This is a genomic window from Telluria sp. BA11 (assembly GCF_056680305.1).
In genome coordinates this window covers 2,941,871-2,963,129 of the sequence record NZ_CM155275.1, presented here as the reverse complement: position 1 = coordinate 2,963,129, position 21,259 = coordinate 2,941,871, and the positions used below count along the sequence as shown (strand labels likewise).

At 63.5% G+C, this 21,259-nt stretch carries 27 protein-coding genes and 1 tRNA gene; 11 read left to right on the top strand and 17 right to left on the bottom strand.

All coding sequences use genetic code 11. The features are described 5' to 3' along the window. Window position 1: 1 nt before the first annotated feature. The 16 genes from rpsH to AC1MGT_RS12930 form a co-directional block, all read right to left on the bottom strand. Complete coding sequence (gene rpsH, locus AC1MGT_RS13005) at window positions 2–397, bottom strand: 30S ribosomal protein S8 (protein ID WP_183554237.1); 396 nt, start codon at window positions 395–397, stop codon at window positions 2–4. Between the two features lie 14 nt (window positions 398–411). After that, entirely contained in the window at window positions 412–717 is a 306-nt protein-coding gene (gene rpsN / locus AC1MGT_RS13000) for a 30S ribosomal protein S14 (protein WP_332530666.1), read from the bottom strand. Window positions 718–722: 5 nt separating this feature from the next. Next, entirely contained in the window at window positions 723–1,262 is a 540-nt protein-coding gene (gene rplE, locus AC1MGT_RS12995) for a 50S ribosomal protein L5 (protein WP_123069942.1), read from the bottom strand. Window positions 1,263–1,268: 6 nt separating this feature from the next. Beyond that, complete coding sequence (gene rplX / locus AC1MGT_RS12990; protein ID WP_171085179.1) at window positions 1,269–1,583, bottom strand: 50S ribosomal protein L24; 315 nt, start codon at window positions 1,581–1,583, stop codon at window positions 1,269–1,271. 9 nt (window positions 1,584–1,592) lie between these two features. Then, window positions 1,593–1,961, bottom strand: a complete 369-nt coding sequence (gene rplN / locus AC1MGT_RS12985) for a 50S ribosomal protein L14 (protein WP_183554239.1) — start codon at window positions 1,959–1,961, stop codon at window positions 1,593–1,595. Window positions 1,962–2,193: 232 nt separating this feature from the next. Next, entirely contained in the window at window positions 2,194–2,466 is a 273-nt protein-coding gene (gene rpsQ, locus AC1MGT_RS12980) for a 30S ribosomal protein S17 (RefSeq protein WP_183554240.1), read from the bottom strand. Further along, on the bottom strand, window positions 2,463–2,654 hold the full coding sequence (gene rpmC, locus AC1MGT_RS12975) for a 50S ribosomal protein L29 (protein WP_499500486.1): 192 nt from the start codon (window positions 2,652–2,654) through the stop codon (window positions 2,463–2,465). Before rpmC ends, rpsQ begins: the two co-directional genes overlap by 4 nt. Before the next feature lie 12 nt (window positions 2,655–2,666). Beyond that, complete coding sequence (gene rplP, locus AC1MGT_RS12970; RefSeq protein WP_145653055.1) at window positions 2,667–3,086, bottom strand: 50S ribosomal protein L16; 420 nt, start codon at window positions 3,084–3,086, stop codon at window positions 2,667–2,669. Between the two features lie 2 nt (window positions 3,087–3,088). Next, the gene (gene rpsC / locus AC1MGT_RS12965) at window positions 3,089–3,928 is read right to left on the bottom strand and encodes a 30S ribosomal protein S3 (protein WP_332530667.1); all 840 of its coding nucleotides are present in this window, start codon (window positions 3,926–3,928) and stop codon (window positions 3,089–3,091) included. A gap of 11 nt (window positions 3,929–3,939) precedes the next feature. Next, a complete protein-coding gene (rplV, locus tag AC1MGT_RS12960) occupies window positions 3,940–4,272 on the bottom strand; it encodes a 50S ribosomal protein L22 (RefSeq protein ID WP_183555278.1) in 333 nt (110 codons plus the stop codon). Continuing rightward, window positions 4,269–4,544: a 30S ribosomal protein S19 gene (gene rpsS, locus AC1MGT_RS12955; protein ID WP_119811777.1), complete on the bottom strand. Its 276-nt coding sequence runs from the start codon at window positions 4,542–4,544 to the stop codon at window positions 4,269–4,271. The genes rplV and rpsS overlap by 4 nt, the downstream gene beginning before the upstream one ends. A gap of 9 nt (window positions 4,545–4,553) precedes the next feature. After that, entirely contained in the window at window positions 4,554–5,381 is an 828-nt protein-coding gene (gene rplB / locus AC1MGT_RS12950) for a 50S ribosomal protein L2 (protein WP_183554262.1), read from the bottom strand. Then, a complete protein-coding gene (rplW, locus tag AC1MGT_RS12945) occupies window positions 5,381–5,698 on the bottom strand; it encodes a 50S ribosomal protein L23 (protein ID WP_183554264.1) in 318 nt (105 codons plus the stop codon). Before rplW ends, rplB begins: the two co-directional genes overlap by 1 nt. Beyond that, window positions 5,695–6,315, bottom strand: coding sequence for a 50S ribosomal protein L4 (gene rplD, locus AC1MGT_RS12940; protein WP_183554266.1), 621 nt, complete (start codon window positions 6,313–6,315; stop codon window positions 5,695–5,697). The genes rplW and rplD overlap by 4 nt, the downstream gene beginning before the upstream one ends. A gap of 3 nt (window positions 6,316–6,318) precedes the next feature. Beyond that, window positions 6,319–6,975, bottom strand: coding sequence for a 50S ribosomal protein L3 (rplC, locus tag AC1MGT_RS12935; RefSeq protein ID WP_183554268.1), 657 nt, complete (start codon window positions 6,973–6,975; stop codon window positions 6,319–6,321). A gap of 276 nt (window positions 6,976–7,251) precedes the next feature. Further along, window positions 7,252–7,328 (bottom strand) — tRNA-Val (locus AC1MGT_RS12930). 398 nt (window positions 7,329–7,726) lie between these two features. Between AC1MGT_RS12930 and ggpS the strand changes: the two genes are divergently transcribed. From ggpS to AC1MGT_RS12915, 3 genes are read left to right on the top strand one after another with little or no spacing between them, the layout of a single operon-like run. Then, on the top strand, window positions 7,727–10,045 hold the full coding sequence (gene ggpS, locus AC1MGT_RS12925) for a glucosylglycerol-phosphate synthase (protein ID WP_499500484.1): 2,319 nt from the start codon (window positions 7,727–7,729) through the stop codon (window positions 10,043–10,045). 1 nt (window position 10,046) lies between these two features. Next, the gene (locus AC1MGT_RS12920; RefSeq protein WP_499500482.1) at window positions 10,047–11,162 is read left to right on the top strand and encodes a mechanosensitive ion channel family protein; all 1,116 of its coding nucleotides are present in this window, start codon (window positions 10,047–10,049) and stop codon (window positions 11,160–11,162) included. 28 nt (window positions 11,163–11,190) lie between these two features. Beyond that, complete coding sequence (locus tag AC1MGT_RS12915) at window positions 11,191–12,081, top strand: AraC family transcriptional regulator (RefSeq protein WP_499500480.1); 891 nt, start codon at window positions 11,191–11,193, stop codon at window positions 12,079–12,081. Window positions 12,082–12,093: 12 nt separating this feature from the next. Here AC1MGT_RS12915 and AC1MGT_RS12910 read toward each other — a convergent pair whose 3' ends face one another. Next, window positions 12,094–12,849 (bottom strand): SDR family NAD(P)-dependent oxidoreductase, encoded by a 756-nt coding sequence (locus AC1MGT_RS12910; RefSeq protein ID WP_499500479.1) that lies wholly within the window; start codon window positions 12,847–12,849, stop codon window positions 12,094–12,096. Window positions 12,850–13,007: 158 nt separating this feature from the next. Here AC1MGT_RS12910 and AC1MGT_RS12905 point away from each other — a divergent pair, with 158 nt between their 5' ends. The 8 genes from AC1MGT_RS12905 (at window position 13,008) to AC1MGT_RS12870 (ending at window position 21,241) form a co-directional block, all read left to right on the top strand. Further along, window positions 13,008–14,141 carry an epoxide hydrolase family protein gene (locus AC1MGT_RS12905; RefSeq protein ID WP_499500478.1) on the top strand — a complete coding sequence of 378 codons (1,134 nt, stop codon included), beginning with the start codon at window positions 13,008–13,010 and terminating at the stop codon, window positions 14,139–14,141. Window positions 14,142–14,308: 167 nt separating this feature from the next. Further along, a complete protein-coding gene (locus AC1MGT_RS12900) occupies window positions 14,309–14,884 on the top strand; it encodes a TerD family protein (RefSeq protein WP_332530672.1) in 576 nt (191 codons plus the stop codon). A gap of 85 nt (window positions 14,885–14,969) precedes the next feature. Next, window positions 14,970–15,989, top strand: a complete 1,020-nt coding sequence (locus AC1MGT_RS12895; RefSeq protein WP_499500477.1) for an ATP-grasp domain-containing protein — start codon at window positions 14,970–14,972, stop codon at window positions 15,987–15,989. Beyond that, the gene (locus AC1MGT_RS12890; protein WP_499500476.1) at window positions 15,986–17,164 is read left to right on the top strand and encodes a phosphoribosyltransferase domain-containing protein; all 1,179 of its coding nucleotides are present in this window, start codon (window positions 15,986–15,988) and stop codon (window positions 17,162–17,164) included. The genes AC1MGT_RS12895 and AC1MGT_RS12890 overlap by 4 nt, the downstream gene beginning before the upstream one ends. Then, a complete protein-coding gene (locus AC1MGT_RS12885; protein ID WP_499500475.1) occupies window positions 17,142–17,906 on the top strand; it encodes an HAD family hydrolase in 765 nt (254 codons plus the stop codon). The genes AC1MGT_RS12890 and AC1MGT_RS12885 overlap by 23 nt, the downstream gene beginning before the upstream one ends. Then, window positions 17,903–18,994: a cysteine protease StiP family protein gene (locus AC1MGT_RS12880; RefSeq protein ID WP_499500474.1), complete on the top strand. Its 1,092-nt coding sequence runs from the start codon at window positions 17,903–17,905 to the stop codon at window positions 18,992–18,994. The genes AC1MGT_RS12885 and AC1MGT_RS12880 overlap by 4 nt, the downstream gene beginning before the upstream one ends. Further along, a complete protein-coding gene (locus tag AC1MGT_RS12875) occupies window positions 18,987–19,904 on the top strand; it encodes an HpcH/HpaI aldolase/citrate lyase family protein (RefSeq protein WP_499500473.1) in 918 nt (305 codons plus the stop codon). The genes AC1MGT_RS12880 and AC1MGT_RS12875 overlap by 8 nt, the downstream gene beginning before the upstream one ends. Next, complete coding sequence (locus tag AC1MGT_RS12870) at window positions 19,901–21,241, top strand: TerD family protein (protein WP_499500472.1); 1,341 nt, start codon at window positions 19,901–19,903, stop codon at window positions 21,239–21,241. Before AC1MGT_RS12875 ends, AC1MGT_RS12870 begins: the two co-directional genes overlap by 4 nt. Window positions 21,242–21,259: the final 18 nt, after the last annotated feature.

Genomic DNA, 21,259 nt, shown 5'->3' with positions numbered 1-21,259 from the left:
CTTAAGCCACGTAGCAAATCACTTCGCCACCGACACCGGTAGCGCGCGCTTTGCGATCAGTCATGACGCCTTGCGGGGTCGACACGATTGCCACGCCCAGGCCGTTCATGACGGTTGGGATCTCGTCTTTACCTTTGTAGATACGCAGGCCAGGACGGGAAACACGCTCAAGGCGCTCGATGACCGGACGGCCAGTGTAATACTTCAAACCGATTTTCAGTTCCGCTTTACCACCTTCGGAGGTGACAGCGAAATCCTCAATGTAACCCTCGTCCTTCAGGACGTTGGCAATAGCAACCTTGACTTTTGACGACGGCATTGCGACCGTGGTTTTCTGAACAACTTGTGCGTTGCGAATGCGGGTCAGCATATCGGCGATAGGATCGCTCATACTCATTGCATATTCTCCTATTACCAGCTTGCTTTGGTCATACCAGGAATTTCGCCCTTCATGGCGAATTCGCGGAGTTTAGTACGTGCCAGACCGAATTTACGGAAAGTGCCACGTGGACGGCCAGTGATGGCGCAGCGGTTACGCTGACGGGTCGGTGCCGAATTGCGCGGCAGAGCCTGCAGCTTCAGACGCGCTTCGTAGCGTTCTTCTTCCGTCTTCGACTGGTCGTCGATGATCGCTTTAAGAGCGGCACGCTTCGGGGCGAATTTCTCCACCAGGTCTGCACGCTTCTTTTCGCGGTTAATCAGTGAAAGTTTTGCCATTGCTCTTAGTTCCTGAACGGGAATTTGAAGGCGGCGAGCAGCGCTTTGGCTTCTTCGTCGGTCTTAGCAGTCGTGGTGATCGAGATGTTCATGCCACGCAGTGCATCGATCTTGTCGTAGTCGATCTCTGGGAAGATGATCTGTTCCTTGACACCGATGTTGTAGTTGCCGCGACCATCGAACGATTTACCATTGACACCGCGGAAGTCACGCACGCGCGGCAGAGCCACGGTGATGAAACGGTCCAGGAATTCGTACATACGGGCGCCGCGCAGGGTCACCATCGTGCCGATCGGGTAGCCTTCGCGGATCTTGAAACCAGCGATTGCCTTGCGTGCCTTGGTGATCACTGGCTTCTGGCCAGCGATCTTCGTCAGGTCGCCAGTGGCGTGCTCGATGATCTTCTTGTCAGCGACTGCTTCCGACAGACCCATGTTCAGGGTGATCTTGGTCAGACGTGGCACTTCCATCACCGACTTGTAACCGAATTTCTCGGTCAGCTCGGCGACGACTTTTTCTTTGTAAATTGCTTGGAGACGGGCCATTTATTCTTACCCCTTCACTACTTCGCCGCTCGACTTGAAGACGCGGACTTTTTTGCCGTCCTGGTCTTTGAAGCCAACGCGATCTGCCTTGCCGGTCGCTGCGTTGAACAGCGCGACATTCGACACGTGAATCGGCATTGTCTTGTCGACGATACCACCAGTAACACCGGTCATCGGGTTAGGCTTGGTCGCTTTTTTAGCGACGTTGACGCCTTCGACGATGACGTGTTCAGCGTCTACACGCTGTTGAACGACACCGCGCTTGCCCTTGTCTTTCCCGGCCAGAACGATGACTTCGTCGTTTTTACGAATCTTATCCATGTCGTATCCTTACAGAACTTCAGGTGCCAGCGACACGATCTTCATGAACTTTTCAGTGCGCAGCTCGCGCGTCACTGGTCCGAAGATACGGGTACCGATTGGCTCCAGCTTGGCGTTCAGCAGGACAGCGGCATTGCCGTCGAACTTGACCAGGGAACCATCCGGGCGACGCACACCTTTTGCGGTGCGCACAACCACGGCATTGTAAATTTCACCTTTTTTGACGCGGCCACGTGGGGCTGCGACTTTAACGGTGACCTTGATGATGTCGCCAATGCTCGCGTAACGGCGCTTCGAGCCGCCCAACACCTTGATGCACAGAACTTCCTTTGCACCCGTGTTGTCGGCTACTTCGAGCCGGCTTTCGGTTTGAATCATAGTATTTTCTTTCCCAACTTAAGCCGAAGAAACCCCACAATTTGTGGGCCTGCGGTCAGTCTTGGTCCCGCCGTAACGCCCCTGCTGGAGCATCACGATTGGGTGATTGGACTTTCCAATAACGCTTTCGTTACAGGCCGCACTTGCCGAGGGGGACAAACTGCGGCAACACATGAACGAAGCCCGCTAGTATCTCAGATACCAGCGGGCCACGCAAGACAATTTTTAAAGCTTAGAGGACTGGTGCTACCAACAGCACCTGGGTGACCGTCCAGGCTTTCGTCTTCGAGATCGGGCGACCTTCTGCGATCTCGACGGTGTCGCCAATTTTCGCTTCGTTCGCTTCGTCGTGCGCGTGATACTTGTTCGAGCGCACGATGATCTTGCCGTACAGCGGATGCTTGACGTGACGTTCGATCAGTACGGTTACCGTCTTGTCCATTTTGTCGGACACGACTTTACCGACCAGCGTACGCTTCAGCGCCGTTTTAGTGGTGTCGTTCATTTGGCTTCCTTCGTGTTCATCACAGTCTTCACACGCGCGATATCGCGACGTACTTTCTTGAGCTGCGAGGTATTCCCGAGCTGCTGGGTGGCGACTTGCATGCGCAGACCGAATTGGGCCTTGAGCAGCTCGTTCAGCTCCTTCTGCAGCGCGTCCTGGCCCTTGCCGCGGAGTTCCGATGCTTTCATATACAACTCCTGTTATTGACCGACCTGGCGAACCACGAACGTGGTAGCCAGTGGCAGTTTGGCAGCGGCCAGGCGGAATGCTTCGCGCGCCAGGGTTTCATCAACGCCGTCCATCTCATACAGGACTTTGCCTGGCTGGATTTCAGCGACGTAGTATTCTGGGTTACCTTTACCGTTACCCATACGAACTTCAGCTGGCTTGTTCGAAATCGGCTTGTCCGGGAAGATACGGATCCAGATACGACCGCCACGCTTGATGTGACGGGTCATGGCACGACGTGCCGCTTCGATCTGACGTGCAGTGATACGGCCGCGGGCAACTGCCTTCAGACCGAATTCACCGAACGAGACCGCGGTGCCGCGGGTGTGCGAAATGCCGGTGTTACGGCCTTTCTGCTCTTTACGATACTTCCTGCGCGATGGTTGCAGCATGCTTATTCTCCTGCTTTCTCAGCTGGGGCAGCAGCAGGTGCAGCGGCAGCCGGGGTCGCCAGCTTGACAGCTGGACGAGCGCGGACAACTGGCGCTGCGGCTGGACGTGCGCCGCCTGCTGGGCGTGGGCCGCGCGATGGCTTGCCATCGTCACGACGTGGGCCGCGTGGCTTCTTGTCGTCCGGCGGGGTGTCGATGACTGGTGCTTCGCCGGTGACCGAACGGTCGCCCTTGTAGACCCAGACCTTGACGCCGATGATGCCGTACGTGGTCGATGCTTCGCTGGTGCCGTAGTCGATATCGGCGCGCAGGGTGTGAAGTGGCACGCGACCTTCGCGGTACCATTCGGTACGTGCGATTTCGATGCCGTTCAGACGACCCGACGACATGATCTTGATGCCGACAGCGCCCAGACGCATTGCATTTTGCATCGCGCGCTTCATTGCACGACGGAACATGATGCGCTTTTCGAGCTGTTGCGAGATCGAATCGGCGATCAGCTGCGAATCGATCTCAGGCTTGCGGATCTCTTCGATATTGACGTGCACTGGCACGCCCATGATCTTCGCCAGCGACGACTTCAGCACTTCGATGTCTTCGCCTTTTTTACCGATCACGACACCAGGACGCGACGAGTAAATGGTGAAACGCGCGTTCTTGGCAGGACGCTCGATGACGATGCGACCGACCGAAGCGTTCTTCAGCTTCTTTTTCAGGAAAGCGCGTGCTTCCAGGTCTTCCAGCAGCATGGCTGCGAAGTTGCCGTTACCAGCATACCAACGCGACGACCAGTTACGGGTGACCGCCAGGCGGAAGCCGGTAGGGTGGATTTTCTGACCCATTCTGTGACTCCTTAGTTACCGACAGTCACGTAAATGTGACAGGATTGTTTAGAAATACGATCGCCGCGGCCTTTTGCACGTGCCGTGAAACGCTTCAGGATCGGGCCCTTTTCGACATAGATCTGAACGATTTTCAGTTCGTCGATGTCCGCGCCATCATTGTGTTCCGCGTTGGCGATAGCCGACTCGAGAACCTTCTTGATGATCGTCGCGCCCTTTTTTGGGCTGAATTGCAGAATGTTGAGTGCTGCGTCAACTTTCTTGCCGCGGATCAGATCGGCCACCAGGCGGCCTTTTTGTTCCGACAGGCGCACGCCTTTGAGGATAGCTTTAGTTTCCATTATTTTTTCGCCTTCTTGTCAGCGGCGTGGCCCTTGAACGTACGGGTCAGCGCGAACTCGCCGAGCTTGTGGCCGACCATGTTCTCCGACACATACACAGGAACGTGCAGCTTGCCGTTGTGAACAGCGATCGTCAGACCGATGAAGTCTGGGGAGATCGTCGAGCGGCGCGACCAGGTTTTGACTGGCTTTTTGTCTTTGTTCGCTTGCGCGGCTTCGACTTTTTTCACCAGGTGGGCGTCAATAAACGGCCCTTTTTTCAATGAACGAGTCATTTTTTATCCTTATTTCTTGCCGCGGCGCGAAACGATCATCGACGAAGTACGCTTGTTCGAACGCGTCTTCTTACCCTTGGTCTGCTGGCCCCATGGGGACACTGGGTGACGACCGGCTGCAGTTTTACCTTCACCACCACCGTGCGGGTGATCGACAGGGTTCATGACCACACCGCGAACGGTTGGACGAACACCACGCCAGCGCATCGCGCCAGCTTTACCGATCTTGCGCAGGCTGTGTTCGGCATTGCCGACTTCGCCAATGGTAGCGCGGCACTCGATGTGCACGCGACGGACTTCACCCGAGCGCAGGCGGACCTGAGCGTAGGTGCCTTCACGTGCCATCAGCACGACGCCGGCGCCGGCGGTACGGGCCATCTGGGCACCCTTACCTGGCAGCATTTCGACGCAGTTCATGATGGTACCGACTGGGATGTTGCGGATCGGCAGGCAGTTACCGGCCTTGATCGGCGCTTCCGAGCCATTCATGATGCTATCGCCGACAGCCATGTTCTTGGTGGCGATGACATACTGACGCTCACCGTCCGCGTAGCACAGCAGTGCAATGTGCGCGGTACGGTTCGGGTCGTATTCGATACGCTCGACCTTGGCAGGGATGCCGTCCTTCTGGCGCTTGAAGTCGACCAGACGGTAATGCTGCTTGTGACCGCCGCCCATGTGACGGGTGGTGATGTGACCGTTGTTGTTACGGCCGGCAGTTTTCGATTTCTTTTCAACCAGGGCTGCGAATGGACGACCTTTGTACAGGCCTTCAGTCACAACTTTCACCATGCCGCGACGGCCTGGGGAGGTTGGCTTCATCTTAACGAGTGCCATTATTTAGCCTCCTCGACAAAATTGATTTCCTGGCCTGGCTTCAGGCACACGAAAGCACGCTTGGTGTGGTTGCGACGACCGTTGAAACGGCCCGAACGCTTCTGCTTGCCTTCACGGTTCAACGTCTGGACCGATTCGACCTCGACTTTGAACAGCAGTTCGACAGCAGCCTTGATTTCTGGCTTGGTCGCGTCAGGCATGACCTTGAACACGATCTGCTCGTTCTTTTCCGCGACGAAGGTAGCCTTCTCGGAAATGATCGGAGCCAGCAGCACCTTCATCAGGCGCTCTTCGCTAAATTTGATTGCGGCGCTCATGCGTACATCTCCTCGATCTTGGCCAGAGCAGCTTTCGTGACCAGGATTTTCTTGTAGAACACCAGCGACATCGGGTCAGCGTGCTTAGGCTCAACGACCAGAACGTGCGGCAGATTGCGCGATGCCAGCTCGAGGTTTTCATCGATGGTATCGGTGATCACCAGGACCGAGTCCAGACCCATGCCCAGCAGTTTCTGCGACAGCAGCTTGGTCTTTGGTGCTTCGATCGACAGGTTCTCGACGACACTCAGACGGCCTTCGCGGGCCAGTTGCGAGAAGATCGAGCAGATACCTGCGCGGAACATCTTCTTGTTAACTTTGTGCGTGAAGTTTTCTTCTGGGCTGTTCGGGAAGATACGACCACCGCCGCGCCACAGTGGCGACGACGACATACCAGCACGAGCGCGGCCGGTACCTTTTTGGCGCCATGGCTTCTTGGTCGTGTGGTGGACTTCTTCACGATCTTTCTGCTTGCGGTTACCGCCACGTGCGTTAGCAGCGTAGGCGACGACGACTTGGTGAATCAGGGCTTCGTTGTATTCACGACCGAACACTTCATCGGCGGCTGCAACATTGGCGCCGTCTTGACCTTGCTCATTCAGGAGCTTCAGTTCCATGGCTTACGCTCCTTTCTTGAGTTTGGTTTTAACAGCAGGCTTGACGACCACTTGGCCGTTCTTCGCGCCAGGTACGGCACCTTTGATCAGCAGCAGCTGACGTTCGGTGTCGATGCGAGCCACTTCCAGGTTCTGGGTGGTGACGGTGACGTCGCCCATGTGACCGGTCATGCGCTTGCCTGGGAACACGCGGCCTGGATCCTGGGCCATACCGATCGAGCCAGGAACATTGTGCGAACGCGAGTTACCGTGGGTAGCACGGCCCGATGCGAAGTTGTGACGCTTGATGGTACCGGCGTAGCCTTTACCGATCGAGGTGCCTTGCACGTCGATTTTCTGGCCCACTTCGAACAGCGAAGCATCGATGGTGTCACCGGCTTTGAGTTCGGCGGCTTTGGTGGAATCGATGCGGAATTCTTTCAGCATCGTACCGGCTTCGACGCCAGCTTTGGCGTAGTGACCGGCAGCGGCTTTCGTCACGCGCGAAGCACGACGTTGACCGTAGACGACCTGAACTGCGGTGTAGCCATCAGTTTCAGGGGTTTTGATTTGTGCGACACGGTTGTTCGACACATCCAGCACGGTGACAGGGATTGAATCACCCTCGTCCGTGAAGATACGCATCATGCCAACCTTGCGACCGAGAAGGCCCAAGCTCATTTTTTCTCCATTCCCACCTACGATTGGGCGGGGGTAGTTGAACTACTAAATAATACGGGCAATAAAAGACGCACCCGTACCGAAGCCGGCTAGTATAGCGCGCAAACGGCAACGGCGCAACAGGAAAAATCGGCATCGAGACCGGTCCTGTTGCGCTTTTCGCAGTATCTGGAGAATGAAGAATCCGTTCGAGCTGAACGGCACAGACAGGCACAGCATCGTGCGCCTTGTCTCTACAGGCATCAACCATTGCTGGGAGCCTGCGACTTGAATTTCTGGTGGGCGGTGCAGGATTCGAACCTGCGACCCCTTGGATGTCGACCAAGTATTCTAACCAACTGAACTAACCGCCCGGGGAGCCGAATTATACGAGGCATGCTGGAACTTTTGCAATAGCTTTTTTCGGTGTTTCAACTTTTCGGCAGAACATTGGCACCACCCCAACCCCGCGGCCGAGGCAAATCGCCGGTTGTGCCAGGTGCAACAAAATGTTATTGTACAAATGTATTTCGAGGACGGGCTTTGTCGTGCGCACCTGGCACACGTGATTTTCCGGCATCCATGCCGGCGCTGCCCGCTCTCCTCCGCCCGGCGGCCACTGTCGAACGCGCAATTCTTCGTATAACAAAGCGCGCTTCGCGCCATCCGCCTTTCCCCGGCCCGCGCGCCTCCCCGGCGACCCCGCGTGCCCCGACCTGCGCCGTCAGTCCACACCTGGTCTGCTGGCGGACGCATTGCTGCAAGGATTTATATGACTGTCATTGATACGCAACGCTGGCCCCGCCTGCTGGACCCTTCCCGCCTCGTCCTGGCGACCGACCTCGACGGCACGCTGCTGGCCGGCACCCACGAAGCGCGGCGCCGCATTCGCGAACTGTTCTCGGGCGCCCTGCCCGGCGCCAAGCTGGTCTTCGTCACCGGCCGCGGCCTGGAAACCGTCATTCCGCTACTGAGCGATCCCACCGTCCCGCGTCCCCATTACATCATCGCCGACGTCGGCGCGACCATCGTCGATGCCGACCTGCGCCCGGTCGAGCCCATCGCGCACGAGATCGCCGCCACCTGGCCCGGCACCCATGAAGTGCTGCGCGCGCTGAGCAGCTTCCCGCAACTGGTGCGCCAGCTCGTGCCGCAGGAGCGGCGCTGCTCGTTCTACGCGACCGAGTCCGCGATCACGCCGGAACTGCGCGCCGCGGTCGACGCCCTCGGCTGCGACCTGCTGTTCTCGGCCGGGCAATACCTGGACGTGCTGCCGCGCGGCGTCGGCAAGGGCGCCGCTGTACGCCGCCTGGCCGAGGTGGCCGGGTTCGACCCGGCCCATATCCTGGTCGCGGGCGACACCCTGAATGACCTCTCGATGTTCGAGGCGGGCTTTCGCGGCGTGGTCGTGGGCGCGGCCGAACCGGCGCTGGTCGAAGCCGTGCGCAAGTCGCCGCGCGTGGTGGTGGCCGACGCCGCCGGCTGCGGCGGCATCCTCGAAGCACTTGGCCGCCATGGCCTGCGCTTCGATGGCGACGACAGCCCGCCCGCCGCCCCGGTCTGCGGCGACGCCGAACTGGTGATGGTGTATCACCGCCTGCCCTACGACGAAGTGGTCGAGGACGGCGTGACGTACGCGCGGCGCCCGAAAAGCCCGAACGGCATCATGCCCACGCTGCTGAGCTTTTTCGCCGGCGGCCGCAAGGGTTCGTGGGTCGCCTGGTCGCAGCAGAACAGCCGCACACCGGCCGGCTTCGTCCCGCATGTCGCCGTCGATGCGGCGCGCTATCCGCACCTGAAAGCGGCCCGCATCGCACTTACGCCGGACGACATCGACCAGTTCTACAAGAAGTTCTCGAAAGAGGCGTTCTGGCCAATCATCTTTTCGTTCCCCGACAAGGCCGTGTTCCGCCAGGACCACTGGGAACGCTACCTCGAGATCAACCGCCTGTTCGCCGAACAGACCGCGCGCGAAGCGGCGTACGGCGCCACCACCTGGATCCACGACTACAACCTGTGGATGGTGCCGGCCTTCCTGCGCCCGCTGCGCCCCGACCTGAAGATCGCGTTCTTCCACCACACGGCATTCCCGTCGAGCGACGTCTTCAACATCCTGCCATGGCGGCGCGACATCATCGGCAGCCTGCTGCAGTGCGACTACGTGGGCTTTCACATCCCGCGCTATGTCGAGAACTTCGTCGACGCCGCCCGTTCCTGCGCGCCGGTGCAGGTCGTGGACGGCGTGGGCTGCGCGCCGCGTTTCCTGACCTTCGGCTGCGCGCTGGGGGTCGATCACATGACGACCGCGCTCGAGGTGAATGGCCGCCAGGTCGCGCTGGGCGCGCATCCGGTCGGCACCAACACGGACCTGATCGACGCGCTGGTGCAAACCGACGCCGTGCAGCAGCAGATCGCCGGGATCGACGCCTACCTGGACGGCAAGACCGGCATCGTCTCGATCGAGCGCCTCGACTACGTGAAAGGCTCGCTGGAAAAGCTGCAGGCCTATGAACGCATGCTCGAACAGCACCCGGAATTGCTGGGCAAGGTCACGCTGCTGAACATCATCACGCCGGCCGCCAGCGGCATGGACATCTACGACAGCCTGCGCGAAGACCTGGACCGCATCGTCGGGCGCATCAACGGGCGCTTCTCCACGATGGACTGGGTGCCGGTGCGCTACTTCTACCGCAGCTTGCCGTTCGAGCAGGTGGTGGCCCACTACGCCGCCTGCGACATCGCCTGGATCACGCCGCTGCGCGATGGCCTGAACCTGGTGGCCAAGGAATACGTCGCCACCCGCCATGCGACGGGCCGGCCCGGCACGCTGGTGCTGTCCGAGTTCGCCGGCGCCGCCGTCGAGCTGCACGGCGCGCTGCTGGTCAACCCGTACGACGCGAATGCCATGAGCGCGACGCTGTACGACGCGCTGACGATGGGCGCCGACGAGGTGGCGTACCGCGCCGGGCGCATGGCGGCGATCGTGCGCGGTCACGACGTGACGCGCTGGGGCGACGACTTCCTGGCCGCGCTGGCAGCACTGCCGGCGCCGGGCAACGAACAACCGATCGAAGAACGCGCCGCGGCCTGACATGAACTACATCATCCTTGCCAACCCGGTCGCCGACTGGCTGATTGCCCTGGCGGCCATGGTGGCCGTGACCATCGGCCTGGACGCCCTAAAGTCGATCGTCGCACGGCGCCTGGGCGCAGGAGGCGCGCGGACCGAAGCGGGCACGCACACGCTGCTGCACGACATCGCCGCCGCCACGCTGCGCTCGACCAAGCTGGTGGTGCTGGGCTTCGTCGGCCTGTATGTCGGCGCCAGCCTGCTGACCCTGCCCGCGAAAGCGGACCTGTTCATCGGCCGCTTCGCGATCACCGCGCTCTTGATCCAGGTCGCGCTGTGGGGCGATACGGGCCTGCGCACCTGGCTGCGCGTCACGCGCGCGCAGCGCAGCAGCGAAGACCCGGACCGTGTTACCTCGTCGGCCGCGATCACCTTTTTGGTACGCGTTGCGCTGTGGGCCATTGTCGCGCTGATGGTGCTCGACAACCTGGGCGTGAACATCACCACGCTCGTGGCCAGCCTGGGTATCGGCGGTATCGCCATCGCGCTGGCGGTGCAGAGCATCCTGGGCGACCTGTTCGCGTCGCTCTCGATCGTGCTCGACAAACCGTTCGTCGTGGGCGACTTCATTATCGTCGACAAGATGCTCGGCACGGTCGAGAAGATCGGCCTGAAGACCACCCGCGTGCGCAGCCTGGGGGGCGAGCAGATCGTGTTTTCGAATAACGACCTGCTCAAGAGCCGTATCCAGAACCTGCGCCGGATGGCGTCACGCCGCGTCGTGTTCGGGTTCGGCGTGTCGCACCGCACGCCGGAACCGATCCTGCGCGCGCTGCCGACACTGCTGGAAGAGATCGTGCGCGCCCAGCCGCAGGTACGCTTCGACCGCGCCCACCTGAGCGGCCTGGCCGCGCCGAGCTTCAACTACGAAGTCGTGTACTACGTCGACAACACCGACTACACGATCTACATGGATATTCAGCAGGAGATCTATCTGCGCATCGTGGCGCTGCTGCAGGCGCAGGACGTGGCGCTGGCCTTGCCGGTGCAGACCGTGCAGCTCACGCGTGAAGCGCGGCCGCACGACAGCGCCCAGGCAGGCAACGACGCCGATGCATCGCTGGGGAAAGCTGCCTGACGCGGCATCCTCACGCTACACTTGGCGCATGCACACGCCACTTCTCGCCCGCGTCCTGCGCTACGCCGCCCTTCAGGCCGACCGCGACGGCATCGCCCCCACGCCGATCGCCGGCCTGGTCGCGATCCGCGCGAACGAGCGCAGCGCTTTGACCAGCCAGATCGCCCGCCCGCTGGCCTGCCTGATCCTGCAAGGCAGCAAAGAGGTCAGCACGGGCGGGCAAACGCTCACGTTCCATGCGGGCGATTCTCTCCTGATCATGGCCGACGTGCCCACCGTCAGCCAGATCACGCAGGCCAGTAGCGCGACGCCCTACTGTTCGCTGGTGCTCGACCTGAATCCGGCCGTGATTGCCGATCTGGCCACCGACATGGCGACGATCGAAGAAACCACTGGCGCGCCGGTACGCAGCGCGCCGACCGATGCGCACCTGGCGGACACCGCCCTGCGCCTGATGGGGTTGATCGAGCGGCCCGCCGCGCTGCCGGTGCTGCAGGCCGCGCTGGTGCGTGAATTCCATTACTGGCTGCTGGCCGGTCGCCACGGCGCGGCGGTGCGGCGCCTTGGCCTGCCCGACAGTCACGTGCGCCGCGTGGCGCGCGCCGTCGCGCTGCTGCGCACCGACTATGCACGCCGGCTCCCGGTGGAGCAGCTGGCCGGCCTTGCAGGCATGAGTCCTTCCTCATTCCACCAGCACTTTCGCGCGGTGACCTCGCTCACGCCGCTGCAATTCCAGAAGCAGCTGCGCCTGATCGAGGCGCGCCGCCTGATGCTCGCCGAAGGCGTCAACGCCAGCACGGCCGCCCATGCGGTCGGCTACGAGAGCGTGCAGCAATTCACGCGCGAGTACGGGCGCATGTTCGGGCTGCCGCCGGTGCGCGACGTGAGCGCCGCGCACGAGCGCCTGCACGCCGCCTGAGATCAAGGCTCCTCAAATCGCCTGCCCGCCCGAGACTTCGATACGCTGACCGTTGATCCAGCGATTGTCCTGCCCCAGCAGGCTCGCAATCATCGGCCCGATATCGTCCGGCACCCCCACCCGGCCCAGCGCCGTCATGCCGGCAAACACCCCATTCAGGTCCGGCGTGTCGCGCACCGCGCCACCGAGGAAATCCGTCTCGATCGCGCCGGGCGCCACGGTATTGACCGCGATGCCGCGCCCGCCCAGTTCCTTGGCGAGATAGAGGCTCAGGATCTCGACCGCGCCCTTGACGGCCGCATACGCACCAAAGCCCGGGAGCGCGAAACGGGTCAGGCCGGACGACAGGTTCACGATGCGCCCACCGTCGGCCAGCAGCGGCAGCAGCGCCTGGGTCAGGAAGAACACGCCCTTGAAGTGGACGTCCACCAGGCGGTCGAATTGCGCCTCGGTGGTGTCGGCGATGGGCGCCATGGCGCCGTGGCCCGCATTGTTGACGAGGTGGTCGAACTGTTCGCGGCCCCAGGTGTCTGCCAGCGCCGCGCGCAGGCTGGCGGCAAACCCGGGGAAGCTGGCAACGTCGCCCACGTCGAGCTGCAGCGCCAGCGCCTGGCGGCCCAAGGCGCGGATTTCGTCGACCACTTTCTGGGCTTCGGCTTCGCGGCTCTGGTAGGTGATGATCACGTCGCCGCCGCGGCGGGCGATGTGCAGTGCGGTGTTGCGTCCCAGGCCGCGGCTGGCGCCGGTAACGAGAGCGATCGTGGTCATGATGGTGATTCCTTGTAGGTTGGAGAGAGCCACCAGTATGTGATCCGCGCCGCCCGCGCCGTTGCCGGAAGCTGGCAGGTGTTTGCCTGATCCTCCAAATCGTGCGCCATCTCCATGGCACCTTACAATCGGCACTACCTTCCCAGCCCGCGGCCGCCATGCACATCGCACCGTTTCATATCGCCGTTCCTGAGGCCGACCTGGCCGACCTGCAGGCGCGCCTGGCGCGTACCCGCCTCGCGCCAGCCATCGCCGGCCAGGGATCGAGCGAAGGCATCGATCCCGCTTTCCTGGCGCAGTTGCTGGCGCACTGGCGCGACGGCTTCGACTGGCGCGCGGTCGAAGCGCGGCTGAATCGCCTGCCGCAGTACCGTGCACGGGTGCAGGACCACACCATCCACTTTGTCCACCAGCGCGGCGCCGGGCCCGATCCGATGCCGCTGGTGCTCACGCATGGCTGGCCCGGCTCGTTCCTCGAGATGGAAGCGATCATCCCGCTGCTGGCCGACCCGGGCGCGCACGGCGCCGATCCGCGCGACAGCTTCCACGTGGTGGCGCCATCGCTGCCCGGCTTCGGCTATTCGTCGCAACCCACGCACAAGGGCATCGGCGCATTCGAAACCGCGGGCCTGTGGGCCGAACTGATGACGGGCCTGGGCTACCCGCGCTTCGGCGCGCAGGGCGGCGACATCGGCGCCGGCGTGAGCGCCTGGCTGGGCCAGCGCTTCCCGGAGCAAGTCATCGGCATGCACCTGAACTACATCCCCGGCTCGTTCCGGCCACCGCTGGCCGCTGGCGAACAGCTGACGGACGACGAGCAGGATTTCCTGCGCCGCGCCGCCGAGTTTCTGGATCGCGAAGGCGCCTACGCGCGGCTGCAGGGCACCAAGCCGCACACGCTGGCGGTGGGCCTGCACGATTCGCCGGCCGGCCTGGCCGCGTGGATTGCCGAAAAATTCCAGGCATGGAGCGATGGCCCCATCGGCCTTGACACGCTGCTGGCCAATATCAGCCTGTACTGGTTTACGGAATCGATCGGCGCATCCTTTCGCATGTATGTCGAAGGCCGCGCCCGGCCCATGGCACTGACGGCGCGCGTTGCGCCGCCGCTGGGCGTGGCGCTGTTCCCGTTCGAGCTGCCGATGCCGCCGCGCAGTTGGGTCGCGCGCAGCTTCGACGTGCGGCAATGGAACACGATGCCGGCGGGCGGGCATTTCGCGGCGCTCGAACAGCCCGCGATGCTGGCCGAAGAGATCCGCGCGTTCTTTCGCCCACTACGTACGCGGGCCTGACTTTTGTGGGCCGCAAGTACGTACATCCTCCTATGAAAAACGGTTGAAATCCGCGCGCCGCGGCCCCATGTACAATTGATCGGTTACCGCCTATATTGGCGGCACCATCCCCGAGGTTCGCCAGTGTACCGGCGGCCAGTCAACCCTCAACGGAACAAGGAGTTCGTATGGCAATCAGTCTGCAAAAAGGCGGCAACGTCAACCTGAGCAAGGAAGCACCGGGCCTCACCAAGGTCATCATCGGCCTGGGCTGGGATCCCCGCTCGACCGACGGTTCTGCTTTCGATCTGGACGGCAGCGCTTTCCTGCTCAAGACCGACGCCAAAGTGCGCGGCGATACCGACTTCATCTTCTACAACAACCTGAAGTCGACCGACGGTTCTGTGGTCCACGCAGGCGACAACACCACCGGCCAGGGCGAGGGCGACGACGAAAAGATCGCCGTTGAGCTGAACCGCGTGCCGGCCGACATCGACAAGATCTCGTTCTGCGTCACCATCCACGATGCCGAGACGCGCCGCCAGAGCTTCGGCCAGGTCAGCAAGGCGTACATCCGCTGCCTGAACGCCGCCGGCGAAACCGAGATCGCGCGCTACGACCTGTCCGAAGACAGCTCGACCGAAACCGCAATGATCTTCGGTGAACTGTACCGTCATGGCAGCGAATGGAAATTCCGCGCCGTCGGCCAGGGCTTCAAGGGCGGTCTGGGTCCTCTGGCCCGCTCGTTCGGCGTCAACGTCTGAGTCGTTCGCCTCGCCGTTCGCCATGTAATCCCCCGGGCCCGCGCCACATGCGGGCCCTGTCTGCAACAACTTCAGGAAATAGCGCATGCGCGTTTGGTACAACAGGACTTTTTCGTCCGTCAATGCTGCGATCAAGCTGATTCGCGAGGCCGATATCGATGGCCGTTTCACCATCGTTCACAGCAACGCCAACCGCCATGCGCCTGCCGCGCGCCTGGCCCACGAATTCCATATCGAGCCGGTCGGCCTGAAAGGCGAGGCGTATATCGACTGGTGTTTGGCCTTCTGTCGCGAGCAAAATATCGACATCTTCGTGCCCGGTCGTGAAGCCACGCTGCTGGCGTCCGAACTGGGGCGCTTTGCCGAGATCGGCACGCGCGTGCTGTCAGCCGCGCCGCCGGCCGAACTCAAACGCATCCATGACAAGGCCGACTTCTACGCCGAGACCGTCCTGCCCGACGCGCCGGTGGCCGAATTTCGCGTCTTTGAAAACATCGCCCAATTCGACGCCGCCTGGGCCGAACTGCGTCCGCGCCACGCCAAGCTGTGCGTCAAGCCGTCGCATTCGATCTATGGCCTGGGCTTTGCCATCGTCGACGAAGCGCGCAGCAGCGCCGCGCTCCTGCTGGCCGGCGCCGAGTATCACGTCGGCTACGACGACCTGCGCCGCGGCCTGGCCGAGATGGGCGAATTTCGCACCATGCTCCTGATGGAGTTCCTCGAGGGCCCCGAATACAGCGTCGACTGCGTCGGCGACAATGGCCGCCTGGTGACCGCCGTCGTGCGCCGCAAACTGCCGCAGGCCGGCAGCGGCCAGCTGATCGACATGCGCCAGGATATTCTGGACGCCACCACGCGCCTGTGCGCCGACTACCGCCTGAACGGCGTGTTCAACGCCCAGTTCCGCGAAGGCGGCGGCCGCCCGCGCCTGCTGGAGATCAACCCGCGCATGTCGGGCGGGATCGCCATGGCGTGCCTGGCCGGTCCCAACCTGCCGTACATCGCGCTGCGCTGCTTTGCCGACGGTTTCGACAGCGTCACCGTGCCACCGGTGGCCAACGGCATGCGCGTGGCCGAAGTCAGCGTGGCCACGGAACTGGCATGACCATGGCTGCCCCTTCCTCCACTCTGCAGCGCATCGAACTGCCCACCGGCATGCTCGAACTGCGCATCGACAGCGGCGCGGCCGAGGTGGACGAGCTGCTCGGCTTTGCCGCGCGCGCCAACGCCAAGCGTGGTTTCCTCTTCTTGAGCAAGGTACTGGGCAAGCACTGGCCGGCGTCGCCCCGCGCGATGCTGGCCGTGCACGAGCGCCTCGCGGCCACCGTGCCGCCGGTCGATGGCCCGGTGCTCTTCATCGCGATGGCCGAAACCGCCATTGGCCTGGGCCAGGGCGTGTTCGAAGCCTGGCTGCGCGCGCATCCGGCGCAGCAGGCGCTGTTCTTGTACACCACGCGCTACCGCGTGGGCGACGGACCGCTGATCGAATTCGCCGAGGCGCACAGCCATGCGCCGCGCCAGTTCCTGCACGAGCCCACCGATCCGGCGCTGCACGCGCTGTTCATGGCGGCGCGCACGGTCGTGATGGTCGACGATGAAGCCAGCACCGGCAACACCTTCGTCAACCTGGCCGCCGCCTGCCAGCGCCTGAACCCCGGCATCGAGCGCGTGCACCTGTCGACGATCACCAATTTCATGGGCCCGGCAGCTCCCGGCGCGCTCGATGCGCGCTTCGGCCTGCCGGCCACCATCGGCGCGCTGGTCGACGGCCAGTTCACGTTTGCGCAAGGCCCGCTGCCACCGGACCAGGGCGCGGCCCAGCGCTTCGAGCACGATGCCGACCGCGGCGCCAGCAGCACGTTCGGCCGCCTGGGGATCGACCACGCCGTGCAAGCGCCGACCGCATTGGCCACGCGCCTGGCCGGCGAGTTTGCACCCGGCAGCCGAGTGCTGGTGCTGGGCACCGGTGAATTCATGCACGCGTCCACGCTGCTCGGCGCGGCCCTGCAAGCGCGCGGCGTCGATGTGGTGGTGCAGTCAACGACCCGCTCGCCGATCCTGACCTGGGGCGCAGTGGGCCACGCCTTGACCTTCCCCGACAACTACGGCGAAGGCATCGCCAACTACCTGTACAACGTCGCACCCGGCCAGTACGACCATGTCCTGCTGTGCTTTGAAACCGCCCCTGGCCCCGCGCTGTTCGCGCTGGCCGATACCCTGCGCGCGCGCCTGTTCCATTTCCAGTCCGAGGACCACGTTGAAGAAGTTCCTGTTCGCTGACCTGGACGACACGCTGTTCCAGACCTTCGGCAAGTGCGGCACGCACCGGGATGCCCCCGATGCGCTGCAGCCTGCTGCGTACTACAAGGATGGCAGCATCTGTTCATACACCACCCCGGCCCAGCGCTCGTTTCTCGCGCTGCTGCAGGACGGGATGACGATGATCCCGACCACGGCGCGCGACCTCGACGGCCTGCGCCGCGTGCACCTGCCGTTCGCCAGCTACGCCGTCATCAACTACGGCGGCGTCGTGCTCGAACCGGGAGGCGCGGTCGACCGGCCCTTTCTGGAAGGCGTGCGCACGGCAATGCACACCGCCCTGCCCGGCCTGCTGGAGCTGGCGGCCCACATCGACGCCCATGGCGCGCGCACCGGTTACGCCGGCCGCGCGCGCATGATCGAGGATATCGGCACGCCGTTCTTCCTGGTCGTGAAAGACCCGGACAAGCTGAGCGAGCGCCTGGCGCCGCTCGAAGAACAGGTAGTGCGCCCGTGGATCGCGGACGGCAACCGCGACTACGTCGTCCACCGCAACGGCAACAACCTGGCGATCCTGCCCAAGGCGCTGGACAAGGCCCATGCGGTGGCGCACATCACGGCGCGCCTGGAGGCCGAACACGGCGAGATCGTCACGTTCGGCATGGGCGACAGCCGCTCGGATGCGCGCTTCATGGCCGCCTGCGACTACGCGATCATCCCGCGCGGCACGCAGCTGGCCGGCGTCACCGTGGGGGCGCTGTGATATCGCATGCCCCCTTCCCGGGCAGCTATCGCGTCGGCGAGGTCGACTTTCTGCTGCGCCGCCTGCCGCAGCAGGACTTTGTCGATGTCGCCGAGAAGGAAGCCCTGATCCAGAGCGGCCGGCGCCACTACAGCCAGATGCTGTCGCCGGAATCGGCGCCATCCGCGCGCTACATGCGCTTGTTCGACACCGCCTGCGCCGCCAACAACCTGCGCATGGCGCAGGACTGCCTGCGCCTGGCTGGCCTGATCGCGGCGCGCCGTGCGCAGCAGGTCACGATCGTCTCACTGGCGCGTGCCGGCACGCCGGTGGGCGTGGTCGTGGCGCGCCTGCTGCGCGAGCGGTTCGGGCGCGACGCCGTGCATTACTGCGTGTCGATCGTGCGCGACCGCGGCATCGACGCGGCCGCGCTGCGCCACATCCTGGCCCAGGGCCACGCGCCCGAATCGCTCGTGTTCGTCGACGGCTGGACCGGCAAGGGCGTCATCGCGCGCGAACTGGCCGGCTCGGTCGACGCGTTCAACGTGCGCCACGGCATGGCGATCGACACGGGCCTGTACGTGCTGTCGGATCTGGCCGGCGCTGCCGCCTGCGCCGCCTCGTGCGACGATTACCTGATCCCGTCGAGCATCCTGAACGCGACGGTATCGGGCCTGGTCAGCCGCACCGTCATGCCCGACGATCTGGGCGCGGACGATTTCCATGGCTGTGTGTTCTATGCGGACTTTGCCGGCATCGACCGCTCGCAGGCGTTCGCCGATAATTTGACCGCGCTGGCGCTGGCGGCGGATGCTGTCGAGACGCCGCCAGTGGATGCACACGCGGCGCGCGCACGCTCGCAGACCTATCTCGGCGCCGCGATGGGGCGCTATGGCGTGGCCGACGTCAACTTCGTCAAGCCGGGCATCGGCGAAGCCACGCGCGTGCTGCTGCGGCGCGTGCCGCGCCTCCTGGTACTGCGCGCTACAGATGCGCCGGATGTGGCGCACCTGGCCGCGCTGGCAGAAGAAAAACAGGTCCCGGTCGAGATCGACCCGAGCCTGCCCTACCACGCAGTATCCCTGATCAGGAGTGCATCCGATGGCTAAATCACTGGGCGCGTCGTTGTATGTGCCGGCCAATCACAAGGACCTGGCGGAGATCGCCAATGGTGACCTGATTCCGCACGCGCGGTCACTGATCTTCTGCACGGAGGACGCCATCGCCGACCGGGAGCTGAGCTATTCGCTGTTCAACCTGTCGGTGGTGCTGGCCAATATGCGCGTGGATGTGGCGGCCGACCGCTTCGTGCGAGTACGGAATACCGAAGTGCTGGAGCGCGTGCTGGCCATGCCGGGCGCCGACAAGCTCACCGGCTTCGTGCTGCCCAAGATCACCCGCCACAACTTCGACAACTACTACCGGCTGCTGCGCCACACCGAGCACGTGTTGATGCCGACGCTGGAAACGGCCGAAGCCTTTGACGACCAGGAGATGCAGGGCCTGCGCGCCGTGCTCGAAGCGCCGGGCGTGCGCCATCGCATCCTGGCGCTGCGCATCGGCGGCAACGATTTGCTGGCGCTGCTGGGCCTGCGCCGGCCGCGCGGCATGACGCTGTACCGCACGCCGCTCGGCCCCGTCATCTCGCGCCTGGTCACCACGTTCCGGCCCTACGGTTTCATGCTGACCGCGCCCGTGTTCGAGTATCTCGACCTGCCCGAACTGCTGGACCAGGAAGTCATCGAAGACCTGGCGCACGGCATGATCGGCAAGACCGCCATCCATCCGACCCAGATCGCGCCGATCGAACAGCACTTCAAGGTGTCGCCGCAAGACCTGGCGGTGGCGCGCGCGATTCTTGACCAGTCGGCACCGGCCGTGTTTCGCATGAACGACGCCATGTGCGAAGTTGCCACCCACCGCGCCTGGGCCGAACGCACGGTCGAGCAATCGCGCCTGTTCGGTTTCCACGGCGCCGAACTGGATCACAAACCATTCCTGGAAGGGGAACCCTCATGAACATGACCACCTATTCGCGCGGCCAGAAAGGCAAGCTGGCCGATCTGGGCAGCGGCCACGTCTTCAATGTCGACGTCGAGATTGCCGCCAACGGCGCCTCGGTCGATGTCTCCTGCTTCGGCCTGGATGCCAACGACAAGCTGTCCGACGACCGCTACATGGTCTTCTACAACCAGCTGGCCAGCCCGGAAGGCGCGGTGCGCCTGAACCAGTCGCCGGGCCGCGCCAGCTTCGCCGTGAACCTCGACCAGTTGCCGGCATCGATCGCCAAGCTGGTGTTCGTCGCCGCGATCGACGGCGCAGCCAGCATGCGCACGCTGGGCGCCAGCTCGCTGACGCTGGGCAGCGCGCTGCGCTTCCCGTGGTCGGGCGCCGACTTCGGCGAAGAGAAAGCCGTGATCGTGGCGGAACTGTATCGCCGCGACGGCCAGTGGCGCTTCGGCGCAGTCGGCCAGGGTTTCAGTGGCGGCTTGTCGGCGCTGCTCGCGCACTTTGGCGGTGCCGAGGCGGGATCGTCATCGAAGCCCGCAACGCCAGCGCCGACGCCGGTGTCCACGCCGGCACCTGCTCCCGTTGCGACGCCAGCCGCGCCACGCGTCTCGCTGTCGAAGATCACGCTCGACAAGCGTGGCGACAAGGTCTCGCTCGACAAGCGCGCGGGCGGCGGCTATGGCCGCATCCACGTCAACCTGAACTGGAACCAGGCCGCGATCGCGCCGCCACCGGCGCCCTCCACGCCGGCACCGGCTGCAGCAGCCCGGGGCGGCGGCTTCCTCGACCGCCTCACCAGCATGGCCGGCGACCTCGCGCACAAGGCGGGCGAGATGGCCAACAAGGCGCAAGCGTCGCGCAAGGGCCGCACCGGCATCGACCTCGATCTGGGCTGCATGTATGAGCTGACGGATGGCCGCCGCGGCCTGGTGCAAGCACTGGGCAACACGTTCGGCGACTACGAGCGCGATCCATTCATCAAGCTCGACGCCGATGACCGCACGGGCGCCGCTGCGAATGGCGAGAACCTGTTCATCAACGGCGAGCGCTTCGACCAGATCAAGCGCGCCGTGATCTTCTCGTTCATCTACGAGGGTGCAGCCAACTGGAGCGTGACCAACGGCGTGGTGACGATCACCGCACCAGGCCAGGCGCCGGTGGAAGTCAAGCTCGATGGCGGCGACCGCCAGATCATGTGCGCGATCGCGCTGATCGAAAACCGCGGCGGCCAGCTCGTGATCACCAAACTGGCCGAGTACTTCCAGCAACAAGGCACCACCAGCGCCCACGAACTGATGGACCGCCACTTCGGCTTCGGCATGCGCTGGAAGACCGGCAGCAAATAAGACAAAGCCGGGGTCAGG